The sequence below is a fragment of the Niastella soli genome, from assembly GCF_017742245.1.
Lineage (GTDB): Bacteria > Bacteroidota > Bacteroidia > Chitinophagales > Chitinophagaceae > Niastella > Niastella soli.
In genome coordinates this window covers 2,501,804-2,516,568 of the sequence record NZ_JAGHKO010000001.1, presented here as the reverse complement: position 1 = coordinate 2,516,568, position 14,765 = coordinate 2,501,804, and the positions used below count along the sequence as shown (strand labels likewise).

9 protein-coding genes are annotated in these 14,765 nt (G+C 45.8%); all 9 read right to left on the bottom strand.

Annotated features, from left to right (window positions below; translation table 11 throughout):
- Window positions 1-82: 82 nt before the first annotated feature.
- Window positions 83-2,704: a glycoside hydrolase family 2 protein gene (locus J7I42_RS10500; RefSeq protein ID WP_209138732.1), complete on the bottom strand. Its 2,622-nt coding sequence runs from the start codon at window positions 2,702-2,704 to the stop codon at window positions 83-85.
- A 66-nt stretch (window positions 2,705-2,770) separates the two neighbouring features.
- Window positions 2,771-4,930, bottom strand: coding sequence for a glycoside hydrolase family 3 N-terminal domain-containing protein (locus tag J7I42_RS10495; protein ID WP_209138731.1), 2,160 nt, complete (start codon window positions 4,928-4,930; stop codon window positions 2,771-2,773).
- A gap of 169 nt (window positions 4,931-5,099) precedes the next feature.
- On the bottom strand, window positions 5,100-6,962 hold the full coding sequence (locus J7I42_RS10490; protein WP_209138730.1) for a beta-galactosidase: 1,863 nt from the start codon (window positions 6,960-6,962) through the stop codon (window positions 5,100-5,102).
- A gap of 31 nt (window positions 6,963-6,993) precedes the next feature.
- Window positions 6,994-8,457, bottom strand: a complete 1,464-nt coding sequence (locus tag J7I42_RS10485; protein ID WP_209138729.1) for an alpha-L-fucosidase — start codon at window positions 8,455-8,457, stop codon at window positions 6,994-6,996.
- Window positions 8,458-8,534: 77 nt separating this feature from the next.
- On the bottom strand, window positions 8,535-10,004 hold the full coding sequence (locus J7I42_RS10480; protein WP_209138728.1) for an alpha-L-fucosidase: 1,470 nt from the start codon (window positions 10,002-10,004) through the stop codon (window positions 8,535-8,537).
- A gap of 408 nt (window positions 10,005-10,412) precedes the next feature.
- Complete coding sequence (locus tag J7I42_RS10475; RefSeq protein WP_209138727.1) at window positions 10,413-10,817, bottom strand: kinetochore Spc7 family protein; 405 nt, start codon at window positions 10,815-10,817, stop codon at window positions 10,413-10,415.
- Window positions 10,818-10,850: 33 nt separating this feature from the next.
- On the bottom strand, window positions 10,851-11,939 hold the full coding sequence (locus J7I42_RS10470; RefSeq protein WP_209138726.1) for a glycosyltransferase: 1,089 nt from the start codon (window positions 11,937-11,939) through the stop codon (window positions 10,851-10,853).
- Window positions 11,940-12,406: 467 nt separating this feature from the next.
- Window positions 12,407-13,477 (bottom strand): dipeptidase, encoded by a 1,071-nt coding sequence (locus tag J7I42_RS10465; RefSeq protein WP_209138725.1) that lies wholly within the window; start codon window positions 13,475-13,477, stop codon window positions 12,407-12,409.
- An 82-nt stretch (window positions 13,478-13,559) separates the two neighbouring features.
- On the bottom strand, window positions 13,560-14,591 hold the full coding sequence (locus J7I42_RS10460) for a sugar kinase (RefSeq protein ID WP_209138724.1): 1,032 nt from the start codon (window positions 14,589-14,591) through the stop codon (window positions 13,560-13,562).
- Between the last annotated feature and the right edge of the window lie 174 nt (window positions 14,592-14,765).

Below are 14,765 nucleotides of genomic sequence, written 5' to 3'. Positions count from 1 at the left end.
TGAAGTTTAATTGCAGATTGGTTTGTAAAATAGTAAATATCTGCAAATAATTAAGACGATACCCGCTGGTGGTAGGTTGCAACTAAGAGCCTGGATTTATGAACAGAGTCGCGACATTCCACCCTTCTATAGAAATTAGAAGTGGATTAGAATTTTCATATTCAATGGTGATTGTCTTTTCGCCACCCGGCATTACGGAGAAATAATTGTCGCTATAAAATACGGGTAATATCCGGGTCTTTGTTTTTGCATCGAGCAGGGTTACCCGGTTAAAGAAAGCAACGGGGTTATTCATCGGATTGGTGAGCGCTACCGTCATTTTTCCCTTACCGGTTTGGGTTGCTTTTGCTTTCAAGGCCGCTGGAGCCATGGATTGCAACCCGGAGTAATTTCCATTTGCATCGGGCAGCCAGTAGCAATTATCGCTCACCACCTGTTTCCTTTCATCAAGTAACTGCAGGGAGAGGAATACCCCTTTATCTTTTGCAAGCTTATCTGCCAGTTCTTTTACAGACAAGACACGTTTTACCGATGTAGGTTCTATATAAGCAAATACCTGGGTAACAAAACTGTCTTTGCCCGACAATTCGTAAAAATGCACCACCAGCATCAGGTTCCTTTGCTCCTCAAAACTGTTGTTCACGATGGTTACCATACCATCGGTAGGGTTGCACATTACATGCACTGGTTCGCTGCCATTGCGCAAACCAAACAGACAGGCATTGGGATCCAGGTAATAGTCATACATCTGCCCGCGTAAAGCCGTCCAGGGATTTTGGGTTTTCCAGATAATAAACCCGGTATACCAATCCCACATGCGGTTACTGAACCCTTCGCCCAAGGCACGATACTGATCATAATTTACCAGTTGCGCCTTTTTGGCGAAGTCGGCAACGTCTTTTGCTGCGCCATAGGGATCGATATACTGGTTATAACCAATGTATTTATGATAATCCCAAACAGGGTCTACTTTGTTGGATGGATATTGTGGCACCTGCATATTTTCTGCAGGCATAAATCGCTTCAGGGATTCATAATCACCCACGCCTACCGACCCTACTTCGGAATTGAAAGGGAAAGTGCGGTGCTCCCAGAAATGCACGGGATCCTGTATGCCATAAGGCCCATCACCATTACCACCCAGCGTATTTAACGACATGTCGTCACTGTTTGAGTAATCAACAAACCAGCGGGTGCCATCAAGGGCCGGCAAAATGGAATCCTTCATAGGGCGCAGGATGTCTTCAGGGGGCGTGATCTCGTTGCCGCCACACCAAATGGCCAGTGAAGGATGGTTACGTACCAGTTTTACCTGGTCAGCCACCGATCGCAGGAACAACGTATGATCATCGGGGTATTTTCTGCGGGTCCATTGGTCTTCTGATTTCATAGGGTCTACCCACCGGCCATTGCAATCGCCCGACATCCAAAAATCCTGCATTACAAGCATCCCATATTTATCACAGGCATTGAAAAATTCCGGCCGCTCTATGAGCGCTCCACCCCATACCCGAATGAGGTTGAGGTTCATATCGCGATGATAATGCACCTCCGCGTCATAGCGTTGATCGGTGAAACGCAGCATGGCATCTGAAATGATCCAGTTACCACCCTTGATAAAGATCTTTTGTCCGTTTACTGATACCTGTTTACTCCGGGTTGTTTCATTCCAGTTGGTTTGAATTTCGCGCACCCCGGTTGTTACCTGTTCTTCATCGGAAACAGTTTGTCCCCCTTCCAGGAATTGAAAATGCAGGGTATATAAATTTTGCGGACCGTAACCATTAGGCCACCACAGTTTCGGATTGTTGAGTTGGAACACCGGCAGGTTTACTTCTTTAAACGAATTAGGTTCGATTGTTACGTTTTGTTTTACCACCTGGCCATCTATCTGATATTGCAGCACTCCTTCTTTCCTGGCAGCAGTGGGGTTTTCGAGCTCTGCGCTGGCGATAATTTTTGCCGGCGCCTGTTGGCCTTCCACTTTACGTACACCGGGCACCTGCGTAATAACATGCGGGTTCTTAATATTTACGCCGCCAGTCCTTTCAACATATACCTTATCCCAGATGCCGGTATTGCGATCGCGCATGGGTTGTATCCAGTCCCATCCTGCAACGTATTGATGCGACACGTTCCGGGCAATGGTCCCGTCACCACCCTGTCCCCCATTGGGGTTACCAACGGGATCAATGGGATATACAATAACCGCCAACCGATTGGCTCCACTGCTGTTCAACAGTTTTGTTATATTGTATGATTGCCGCAAAAACATGCCGTAGTGACGAGCGCTGTTCAATTGTTTTCCATTTAGGAATACATCGCAGCTATAATTAACGCCTCTTAATTGCAGCCATACCTGGTCGTTGCCTTGCGGCGCTTTTTCGTTGAACTCTTTTACAAACCAGTACGTGTACTGGTCGCGACCGGTTTTATAGATATCGGGGATCTTGTCATTGTTCAGGCCATAAAATGGATCAGGCACTTTTTTATTATCCAATAAAGTAGTGAGCACCGTACCGGGCACGGTGGCCGGCATCCAGCCTTTTATTGAATACGACGGCACAGATAGCTTGTCGCCAGTTACCTTTACCGAACCAATGGGAGAACAGACCCACCCATTGTTTAATTCGTAGCGATTTTGGCTGAGGGCCATTTGGTTCACTACACACCCCAATATTATTAACCAGCTTATTTTTCTCATAATGCAATTTCTTTTGTGAGTTGTGAGTAGGTCCCGACGACGCTTCGCGTGTCGGGATGCCGACCCCTACTTCTTTCCACCAGCTTTAATAGTAGCAACAATCTTCTTATCGGTTGAATTACCACCGGCAAATATATTATACGAGCCGGGGTACAGCTTCCAGCCATTGGTGGCCAGGTCCCACTTTTGCAGATCGGCTGCAGGAATGGTCAAGAGCACGGTTTCTTCGGCACCTGCTTTTACAAACACACGTTTAAAGGCCTTTAATTCTTTTAACGGCATACGATCAACTGGCGGATATTCAACATATACCTGTACTACTTCATCCCCGTCGATGCTGCCGGTATTCTTTACTTTTATAGAGAAAGAGATGCTGTCTTTGGCAGTGCGGATGTTCGCCGGCATTTTTTGCCATTCATAGGCAAACGAGGTATAACTTAATCCATAACCGAAAGGATATTGCACGTTGCCATTGAAGTAGCGGTAGGTCCTTCCTTTCATGGCGTAATTGTCGTATGCCGGTACATCGGCAAATGACTGATAAAAGGTTACGGGCAAGCGACCGGCGGGTGATATTTTTCCAAACAAAATATCGGCCAGTGCATTACCACCCTGTTCACCAGGATACCAGGCCAGGATGATGGCATCGGCATATGGTGCTATGGCAGAAATATCAACAGCACTGCCAGCAGTAATTACTGCTATAATGGGTTTCTTATTTGCTTTGCGCAAAGCTTTCATAAAAGCTATATGTGCCGCCGGTAAATTCATGTCGGGTTTGTCGCCCCCTTTTGCTGCGAGGAATGCATCGCCTTCTTCGCCTTCATATACGGGTGTTAAACCAATTACGGCAACGGTAATGTCGGCATTTCCTGCGGCCCAAATGCCGCCGAAGTGGGTGGTATCGCTGTAATCGCTGCCCTGATCGTACTCAACGCGCGTCCCTGCATCTACTGCATTGGTAATGCCCTCCACAAAACTTACTGCGCGGTTACTCACCCCATGATAGTTACCCAACAAGGCATCCATGGAAGCGGAGTTGCTGCCCAGCACCATAATGGCGGGATATTTCTTTTTATCCAACGGCAATAACTGGTTGTCATTTTTCAACAGCACCATACTTTGCTGGGCCATAGTACGCGCAAGCGCAGCATGTGCCGTATTGGCCACGCTATCGGCGCCATATTTATAAAAAGGATTGGCTGTAGGATCGTCATAAAAACCCAGTTTTATTTGGGTGCGCAACAGATGCGCCAGTGAGCTGTCGATATCTTTTTCGGTCAACAGTTTTTGTTCTACTGCTTTCTCCACATCCCGTTGTAATACGTTAGAACAATCGAGGTTCACGCCAGCCTTGATGGCAGCAGCTGCCACCTCAACACCAGAGGGCATTACTTTATGGCGCATAAATATATCATCCAGTGCCCCGCAGTCGGTAACAACATGGCCCCTGAATTTCCATTCATTGCGCAGGATGTTGTTCAATAAATAATTACCACTGCAACAGGGTTGGTCATTCACGCGGTTATAGGCGCACATAACAGATTCCACACCCGCATCAACCAGGGCATGAAAGGCATAGAGATAGGTTTCCCGCAGGTCTTTTTCATCTACTATGGCGTTAAATGTATGGCGACCGTTCTCCGGTCCACTATGCACGGCAAAGTGTTTGGCGCATGCCGATGCTTTTAAATAGCGGTTGTCGTTCCCTTGCAACCCTTTTACAAATGCCGTTCCCATGTGGGCTGTCAGGAAAGGGTCTTCACCATAAGTTTCCTGCCCTCGCCCCCAGCGTGGGTCACGAAAGATATTGATATTGGGCGACCAGAAAGTGAGGCCCATGTATTGTAAATGGCGGCCCTGTGCCAGGGATAAATTGTATTTGGCGCGTGCTTCGGTTGAAATAACATTGGCGGCTTCTTTTAATAGGTCGTCGTTAAAGGTAGCAGCCATGCCAATGGCTTGCGGAAAAACCGTAGCAAGGCCTGCTCTGGCTACGCCATGCAAGGCTTCGTTCCACCAGTTGTAAGCAGGTATCCCCAATCGTTCTACTTCCTTGCTGCGATACCCCAACAGCGAAATCTTTTCCTGCAGCGTCAACTGATGCAACAGGTCATTTACCCGGGCTTCAATGGGTTGCTGCATGTTACGGAACACTGCATTAGTTTGTGCGGATGCATTTATTACAAGTAAACAACTTAGTAGAAATGAAATGCTTTTATTCATGATGGAAGATTGTTAGTGAGGTTTTAAATACCCTCCCGGGAGAGTCTGTCCCGCTTTGCGGGAGGTTGGGGTGGGTTTACAAAAAAACACCCACTCCCTTTTTATCTTTGTTTATGTGCTACCCACCGCGCCCTCCAGATGCATCGGGAGGGATATCCCGTCCGTTTTCCTAGTTTTCACTCTTCAGCTCAGTTAACACAGGCTTCATCACAGTAGGAATTTCCGGCTTTATACCTTCATTCAACTGCTCAAACACTACAATATTATTCGTTCCGGTTTTTAGCCAGCAACCGGGTAAATAAAGGGTTTGCTGTGGTCCTACCTGCCAATACCGTCCCAGGTTGTGTCCATTTACAAAGACGATCCCTTTGCCCCAGCTGTGCATATCCAAAAACACATCGCCTGGTTTGGTTATGGTAAACGTACCGCTGTACAATGCTGCTTTTCCATTTTTCTGCTTGCCCGCATTCACAACAGGTTGCCGATTAAATGGAAGTTGGTACATATTCCAGTTGCCCGTAACAACCTGATCGTTGATCAACACCGGTGAAATGATGCCTTTATTATTATGCACGATCTCGCTGCCATAATTGATGCGGCCCATATTTTCAACCAGTATATCCAGTATGCCATTGGCAGGAATAGCTATTGTTGCCGTGTATTGCTTTTTCACGCGATCAAGCAGGGCTACTTTCTTTCCATTTACATATACTACGGCATAGTCACGCAATCCTTTTATTTGTAAAGTTCCCTGCATGGGTTGGTTGAATCGTTTACTATACAGCACATAACCATGTCCCTGGTTCAGCGTCTCAAAGGTTAAAGGGGTATCTGCCACAACAGGTTTCAATGTCTTTTTCCAGTCAAATACATCCATCGACCTGTTTAACTGAATGGGCGGCAGGGTGATTACGGGTATTTGGGCAGGGATGTCAGACACGGGGTATTTTACATATTGTTTCATCAACTCCCGCACAGCCAGATATTTGGCGGATGCCCAGCCTGCTTCGGTAATAGGCGCATCGTAATCGTAACTGGTGAGGTCAGGTTGTATATCATGGTCTTTGTCGTAATTGGCGCCCGAAGTAAATGCAAAGTTGGTACCGCCATGTACCATGTATACATTGAAATTTACGTCGTTTGTAAGGTATTTTTTTATCTGCTCAGTAACCTGTTTGGTTGGAATGTTAGGAAAGGGTTCCGTCCAATGATGCAACCAGCCGGGATAATATTCCGCCACCATATACGGCCCCTGGTTGTTATGGTATTTGTTCACCTCTTTTTTCAGGTTCTCAACATTGTCTTCGCCATTTGCGGCAGGTAAGACTCCAGGTATAGAACCACCATCAAACAACCAGCTCCCATCTGATGTAAAAAACGGGCCGGTTAACCCGGACCTGATCAATAATTGATGAATGGCTTCATTATAACGGCGGTGCTCCGCCAGCGGAATGTCTTTTCTTTGCGCAACATAGGAACCAAACTCATTTTCCACCTGCACCATAATAATGGGGCCGCCGTTGCTTACCAACTGGTCTTTTACCTGCGCAGCCAGTTTATTAATGTATGTTTTGCAGGAATCTAAAAAAGGTTGGTTGTACGACCTTATCACCAGGTTGGTGTCTTTCAATAACCACCAGGGATACCCACCAAATTCCCATTCAGCACAGGCATACGGACCTGGCCTAAGAATTACAAACATGCCTTCTTCTTTGGCAATACGTAAAAATTCCCTGATGTTATGGCTACCGGTGGTGAAATCCCATACACCTGGTGAAGGGTTGTGATAGTTCCAGAACACATAGGTAGCCACCGTGTTCAGTCCCATTGCTTTTATCATTTGTAACCGATGCCGCCAATAGGGCGCCGGAATACGGGCATAGTGCATTTCACCCGAATGTATTTGGACCGGTTTGTTATCGTATATAAATTGTCCATCCTTTATTTCAAATGAATGACTTCCCTGCGCTGTAACAGTTCCTGTGAACAAGATGCCTAACAAACTACTCAGCAACCAGTTGCTTTTGCCCATAATATGCCGCTACTATTGTTTGTAATTGTTATTAATAAATGGCTACATTGGAAATAACCGGACAGGCTTTTGAAGCGGTGATATTTATCCGCACCTTGCCGGCTTTTACGGGGGTAAGTTTTAAAATACGTTTATACCCGATGGTGGTACCAGCTGCCACCTGTTGCCAGCCTTCATTATTCTGCACTTCCACCGTAAATGATTTTATCCGTTGTCCCAGTTTGATATATTCCTGCAGCATCACATATTTAATGGTTTGCAGTTTGCCGGTATTTATTTCCAGGGAGGCAGTGGTCACCCCGTCATCTGTTGCCCAATAGGTATCGGGATTGTTATCTATAACATTGGCAGCAGCGTATGCACTTTCTTTTCCACGGTAATTACTGGCCGTTGCGGTGCCGCCCAATGCTTTGCTTTTGCCTAATTCGCGGTTCAGCAGATTGCGAAAGCCATACAGGGCTTTTATATCTTTTTCATTAAAAAGACCCCGTTGATCGGGTGGTACATTTAACAACAATACCGAACCACGGCCTACCGAAGTGAGGTAAATATTAAAAAGCTGCTCAGGTGTTTTCACCAGTGAATCTTCCTTTTTGTGATAGAACCAGCCAGGTCTGATGGATACATCTACTTCTGCCGGGATCCATTGGGTACCATCTTCAGCACCTTCGTTCAATAATTTTTCAATCCCTGCTTTACCAGCATACAAAGTATCCGGAGTTATGGTATTCCAGTTTGTTTCACCAGCTTCTCCTCTTTCATTGCCAACCCAACGCACACCCGGTCCTGCATCGCTAAAGAAAATAACATTAGGTTGTATTTGCCGAACCATCGCTAATGTAGTTGGCCAGTCATAATAGGTCCTGCCGTCGATCTTCCTTTTTTCATTGGCGCCGCCATAATAGCCCTCTCCACCATTGGCGCCATCGAACCACATTTCTGTCACCGGCCCGTAGTTGGTGAACAATTCCTTTAGCTGATTGCGATAATAAGTGATGTATTCCGGGGTGCCATAGTCTGCCCGGTTCCTGTCCCAGGGAGATAGGTAAACACCAAACTTCAATCCATATTTTTTACAGGCATCGGATGCTTCTTTTACAATGTCGCCTTTGCCGTTTTTATACGGACTGTTCTTTATTGAATGTTCTGTGTATTTGGTGGGCCACAAACAAAATCCGTCGTGGTGTTTACAGGTAAGGATCATTTGTTTGAACCCGGTTTCTTTTAACACGCGTGCCCATTGCATGGCATCGGTAGCGCTGGGGTTAAATAGTTTTGGACTTTCACTGCCTAATCCCCATTCGCGATCTGTAAATGTATTAATGGTAAAATGTACAAAGGCATTGGTCTCCATTTGTTGCCAGGCCAGTTGGCTTGCCGTAGGCACAGGACCTACCGGCGCCGGTGGATCTATTTTTTTGCCTCGTGGCGTTAAAAAGCCAAGAGAAACCAATGCTCCTATGGCGATCGTAATAAAGCCTTTCCTAAATCTCATATTTGCTTCTGATTATATAATGTAATTATTCGTTTTTAACAAGGGGCCACTTCGACTGCGCTCAGGGCTCTTTGTCATCAATCAGCCGCCACAATAAACTCAAATGCCAGTGCCGGACTGCCTTTTATTTTTTGTACGGCAGGCGGCACCGTTATTATTACCTTTTCATTCTTCACCGTGTATTTAACCGGTGCGCCGGTTGACAACAATTTAATTTTGGAACCTGGCGCCGGTACGTTTACATTCCATTCAATGGTGGCCGGTACGGGACTGTTCTCATCGAGCAATGCCAGTGCATACACCGATTTGCTGTGATTCGATTGCACAAAATACACGTTGCCGCTTTGATACCCCTGAATGGGACGGGTATTGTAGATGGCCTCGCCATTTACCTTCAACCAGCTGCCGATCTCCGTTAGGCGTTGTACAACCGGTTCAGGCAGCGTGCCTTGCGGCGTAGGGCCAACGCCCAATAACAAACTACCGCCTTTTGCTACTACTTCAATTAATTGGTGAATGACCTTTGCTGATGTTTTTAATTGATCATTGGGTACATACCCCCAGGCATTGCCCAGCGTAATGCAACTTTCCCAGGGATGATCGAGTTGTTTATCCGGCACCCGTTGTTCGGGTGTTTGATAATTTTCATAAGGGCCATGCACCGTTCTGTCAACGATCAATAACCCAGGTTGCGCCTGACGGGCCATGGTGGCAATGGCAGGCATATCAATATCCTGGCTCCACGCGGGGATGGCAGCGCCCCAGCCTTTTACCTCTTCGGTAACTGTTTCCAACGGCCGCACCCAGCCACCATCGAGCCACAAGATGTCCATAGCACCGTAATCATGCATCAGTTCACTGATCTGGTTATACGTATACTGTTTAAACTGGACCCAGCGGCTGGGATGTTTTCGAATGTCGTAGTTGTTATTGCGATCGGGCGTGGCATACATGGGCCACCAGTAATACGGGCAATGCCAGTCTGGTTTTGAAAAATATGCGCCGATCATCAGCCCTTTCTGCCGAAAGGCATCAAATACATATTTAGCCACATTGGCTTTGGGGTTATTGGCAAATGGCCCATTGGTGATCTTGAAATCTGTTTGCTTTGTATCAAACATACAAAAGCCATCATGGTGTTTGGTGGTGAACACCAGGTAACGCATCCCTGCATCCTTTGCAGCCTGCGCCCATTGGTCGGGATTGAATTGAGTAGGATTAAAATCTTTCTTTAAGCCCCAATACCATTTTTTGAATTCACCATAATCGCTGTTGGTGTCCCTCGTGACCCAATCTTCTGAACACAAAGCCCAGGACTCTATCATGCCAGGCACTGCATACAATCCCCAGTGTATGATCATGCCAAATTTCTGATCGCGCCAATGCTCCAGCTTTTCTTTTACAGCCGGGTCGGTAGGCCATTCATATTTTGTTGATTGCGGATGCACGCCCTGGTCCTGCGCATGCATTGTAAATGTCGAGAGTACAATAAATAAAAGGATAAGCGCCCGCGAGATCAACCGTTTTGGTGATGAATTGATGAACATAATCGGGATGCTGGTTTAAATATTAATAATCTGCAAAAAATACTTCGGTAACTATTACCGGATATTGCGGATATTGGAAAAGAGAACGCTCAAATCTAAGTACTGGCAACAAATTTTCAACGATACCAGCCGGATTTTAAAAAGTTCCCCAGCGATTATTTAAATCCCAGAATATTTTGCCTGCGCACACCTCTTTATTCCGGACGGATGCGGAGTTTGTGTTATATGATGAGTAGCTGTCCGGATAAGTGAGGCGGGACGGTGGCCTTTCGTCCTTAGATAGTGTAGACGGATAAAATGGCAATACGGGTTGCTTTGTGCGGCGATGTTCCGTCCTGTTGGTTAGGCGTGAACTGGATGCAGAAAAACCGCCCGGGTATTACAGGCGGGGTGTGACAGTCTGTTTGGTTATTTCCTTTTAGTTAGTTTTTCTTTCAATACGCCCCATATGCTTCTGCGCTCATAGGTGCGTTTATACCACTCGATATCGTTCTGAATATGCTCTATGTCGTTCAATAATTTATTGATCAGTTGGCGATGGCCTTCTACATGCTGGCCGCTTTGGTTAAGTTGTTCAGTTAACCTGGCTGTTTCCGAATTTTTCTGGCCGATCTCTTCTTGCAGTTTTTCAATATCAAGACGCAGCTCGTCTATTACCTGTTGTTTATATTCATTTTCCTGCAACAGATGCCGGGTGATCTGCTCCAATTTTTCATTGATCTGTTTATAGGCAGGATCGGTTATGGCATGTCCGTTTGTTACATTTTTTGTTGCTTCACTCCTCTCTTTCAACCCATTTACTGAAATATCCATAGTCATTTATTTATGCTTATTGTACTTTATTATTTAAACACGCTGATACAAATTCCGATACCCCAAACAAGTGGTATCTACATTAAATTCCTTATGGCAAAGCCAGCCGGAATATTCACCCATTATTCGTAACATAGCCGGATTATTATAGTATTGAAAGATCTTTACGATAGCGTCCTGCTCATTGGCGAACAAATCGCCGTTCAGGCCTTTTTTTACAATATCCCGGTTTCCAATGCAATTTTTTAACAGGACAGTTTTACGGAGTGATAATGCTTCCAAAACGGAAAACGATAAACCTTCGTATTGAGAAGTGGATAAATATAAATGGGAACTGTTGATCAATTCCAACGCCTGAGTCTGCGGAAGCCAGCCGGTGATGGTAATATTGGGCGAGGTAAGCAGGTGCCGATCTTCGCCATCCCCTACCCAGATAAATTCAAAATGATCAAAATCCTTAAAATGCGTGGCAATAGCATTAAAAAGTACCGGGTTCTTTTGTTGCACAATGCGGGCACAGGTAACGATCCTGAATTTTCCGGTATCAACCGGTGCTTCCCCCGGCGTGTAATGGCTTGTATTAACAGCTATGCCATTATTGATATTCAGCGCTTTAATACCCAGCTTGCGATAGGCAGCCTGTTCAGATTGTGAACTGCAAACGACTTTTCCACCAAAAGAAGAGCCCAGTTTTTCAAAAAGTTTATACAATAAGTTAACAGCTATTAAATTACTTAACAGGAATGGAGCGCCATTGGGTGTGTAGATCACATTGGTAATGTTCATTATGCGGCAGGCAAGCCGCCCCAGGAAACCACTTTTGCTGGAATGCAGGTGCACCGCATCCACCATCTTCTGCGCTTTTAGTTTTTGCAACAATTTGCAAAGCTCTACCAACGCTGCGGTATCTTTTACCAGGCTTATACTCCGTTGTGCAGAACGCCACCTGATGAACTGTACATTGTCTTCAGGAAAATATTTTATGATCTCTGTTGTACGCATTACATATTCCCGCTCTCCATGGATAACTATATGATAGTCATCCCGCAGGTTTTGCACGATCGACTGAACAAATACCGCTATACCGGAAGCAAAGGGCTCTACAACATGTACGATCTTCATAACTAGTTCTTAAGTCAATAAAATTCAGTATAGTATAATTTGCTCATAGTGGTTTTAAGTTATTATACTACGGCTGCTTTCTACACAACCGTTGGGTTATCAAATTATTTTAATAAAGCTTGTATGTTTTGTGCTAACCTTATTTACTACAGACCAGGGGGGAAAGGTTGGACGGAAGGGTATCGAAGCTTAGGTGGCCGCAATGACAGTCATGCTGCTATAAGCCATTTTTGTGCCTATTGTTCATAAATCTACCCTTTAAAGCGGAGATAGTAAAAAAACTTTTAATAACTACCTTATATTTAAGCAGTTATTAATTAAACACCCAATATACATTTACCGGTAAAACAAGGAATTCGGGACTTATTTACCCATTTGGAAGAACATTTTTTTGGGGTGCCGGGCCCTGCTTGTTTAACAAAACCCGGCATGCTTTAACCAAATTTTAAACATTTAACCCCGGCTTTTTACTGCCAGGCTTTGCGGAGGAAACGCAACCAGTTGCCATGCATGATGGCTTCCACATCTGCGGGCGTATACCCACGTTTAGTCAACAGCGTTGGGATCTTTTGCAGATCGGCAATGGTTTCCAGATCATAGGGCGACTGCTCTTTACCAAAAGCGCCGTCAAGATCGGTACCAATACCCACATGCCGGGTGTTGCCTGCCAGCTGGCAAATATGATCCAGGTGATCGAGCATTTTTTCGAGATTGCAGTCCATCCCTTCAGGGGTACTCTGCTGTCGCACCCAATTAGGTACCATCATCCACGCATCGAGTGCCCCGCCAATTACGGCATCTCTTTCTATCAATGCTTTTATCATGTCATCACTGAACTGGCGGTTGTGATTTACCAGGGCCCGGCAATTGTTATGGCTGGCCCATACCGGCCCTTTGAAAATAGCCAGTGCATCCCAAAAAGCATCATCACATAAATGTGTGGCATCCAGTATCAGGTTTAACCTGTTCATTTCCCGCACCAATTCTTTGCCCATAACACTCAGTCCACCGGTTGCATCGGTACCATTGGCATAGCGTCCGGGGCCATAGTGGGCCGGACCTACTGCCCGTAGCCCGTATGCCTGGGCCATTTCCAGGTGCTTTAAAGTCACCAGGGAATCTGCCCCTTCAAGGCTCAAAATATAACCGATGGGTTTATTATCATTGGGCTCGCCATTTAACCACAAGGCCAAATGGCTTTCGAGATCCACTTTATTTTTTATCATTACCATTTCACCGGCGGCCTCCATGGCTTTGTACCAGGCCAATTGCGCCTGGGTTTGCGCCCAGGCCTGTTCGGGCGAATGCCAGCCGGGTAACCAACTACCTGGTTCTATATAGCGGGCTATTTGCGTTGCTACCACAAGGCCAATATTGCCCTGACGTAATTCTGGCAAGGCCACCGTGCCTTTGGCCCGGTCTGGTTTATCGGTTAATCCAGCTTCCCGTTTGCGAATGTCCATTACCGGTTTCCGCAGATCCCGGTTCCATTCCATGGCATTCATGCTTAGATCTAAATGTGCATCTATGATAAACATGCTAAATTCTTAATTGTGGATTTTGAGATTTTAAATTGGGGGCCTGTTGCCGGCTACCGGGAACCGGTGACGACTTCTCGCATTATCTAATAATCCTTCCCGATGAGCCAGTCTGTATAAATTGTTCAACTTCTAATTTAGAAATGATCGCCCAGTCGCCCTGGATGCTTTGCTTTAATGAACCACAGGCTATTGCAAATTCGATGATGGCAGCTGGTCCCAGCTTATTCATAAGCCCGTATAATATCCCGGCAGTGAATGCATCACCCGTGCCAATCTGATCAGTGATAAAGGGCAATCGATAACCGGCTGAAAAATAATACTGTCCATTGTGCCAGAGCGCTCCTGAATATATATGTACGGGTCCATCGGTCTTACGAAAGCTCATGCCCAGTGTTTTCATAGCTGGCAGGTGCTTTTGCAATGATTCACAGCATTGTTTAAACCTGTCTTCCAAAGTGGCATTTTCATTTGTATAGATGTCATAATATACGGCTGCGGAATCCAGATCAGCCACAACAACTTCACTGGGTTGCAATAAGGCCGGCATAATATCAGCGGCCTTCTTTCCATATTTCCACAAAGTGCTGCGGTAATTGAAATCGGCTGAAATGATCACTCCGTGCTGTTTTGCTATGTTCAATGCTTCGGCACACACATCAGCAGCGCTTTGTGACACAGCAGGCGCCACCCCTGACCAGTGAAAATACCTCGTATCGTTTAATGCCCTTTTCCAATCTATCATCCCGGGTTGCAAGGTTGCATAAGAAGAACCTGCCCGGTCGTAGATCACCCGTGTTGGGCGGATATGATTACCCGGCTCTGTAAAATACAGCCCCAGCTTTTCACCGCCATATACAACCTGGTCGGTAGCCACACCATGACTTTGCAATTGCTGTATGCCAGCCAGTGCAATATCATTTTGCGGAACACGGGTAACATACCTGGTAGTAACACCCAGGCGCGACAACAACACGCAGGCATTGGCTTCTGCTCCTGCATAATACGCTTTGTACTCCTGGGTCTGTAAAAAACGTTGCGATCCGGCGCTGTGCAACCGCATCATAAATTCGCCAAATGCGGTTAACTGAACAGGACTGGGTGTCATCATCATTAAGTGCTTTTAACAATTATAACGAAAAACCTAATGTGATGCTTTTTTATTAATGAATTGCCCCACGGCAAATGGCAATCCTGAATCTGCAAACGGCAGACAGCAGACGGCAAACGGCAAACGGGCAGACGGTTGGCGACTATTTAGATTAATAACCTGGTTAACTGGTCAACT

Excerpts from the sequence above, each read along its gene's own strand:
- J7I42_RS10465 (WP_209138725.1), bottom strand. The coding sequence starts at position 13,477 with ATGTTTATCATAGATGCACATTTAGATCTAAGCATGAATGCCATGGAA.
- J7I42_RS10470 (WP_209138726.1), bottom strand. The coding sequence starts at position 11,939 with ATGAAGATCGTACATGTTGTAGAGCCCTTTGCTTCCGGTATAGCGGTA.
- J7I42_RS10495 (WP_209138731.1), bottom strand. The coding sequence starts at position 4,930 with ATGAATAAAAGCATTTCATTTCTACTAAGTTGTTTACTTGTAATAAAT.
- J7I42_RS10490 (WP_209138730.1), bottom strand. The coding sequence starts at position 6,962 with ATGGGCAAAAGCAACTGGTTGCTGAGTAGTTTGTTAGGCATCTTGTTC.
- J7I42_RS10460 (WP_209138724.1), bottom strand. The coding sequence starts at position 14,591 with ATGATGATGACACCCAGTCCTGTTCAGTTAACCGCATTTGGCGAATTT.
- J7I42_RS10475 (WP_209138727.1), bottom strand. The coding sequence starts at position 10,817 with ATGGATATTTCAGTAAATGGGTTGAAAGAGAGGAGTGAAGCAACAAAA.
- J7I42_RS10485 (WP_209138729.1), bottom strand. The coding sequence starts at position 8,457 with ATGAGATTTAGGAAAGGCTTTATTACGATCGCCATAGGAGCATTGGTT.
- J7I42_RS10500 (WP_209138732.1), bottom strand. The coding sequence starts at position 2,704 with ATGAGAAAAATAAGCTGGTTAATAATATTGGGGTGTGTAGTGAACCAA.
- J7I42_RS10480 (WP_209138728.1), bottom strand. The coding sequence starts at position 10,004 with ATGTTCATCAATTCATCACCAAAACGGTTGATCTCGCGGGCGCTTATC.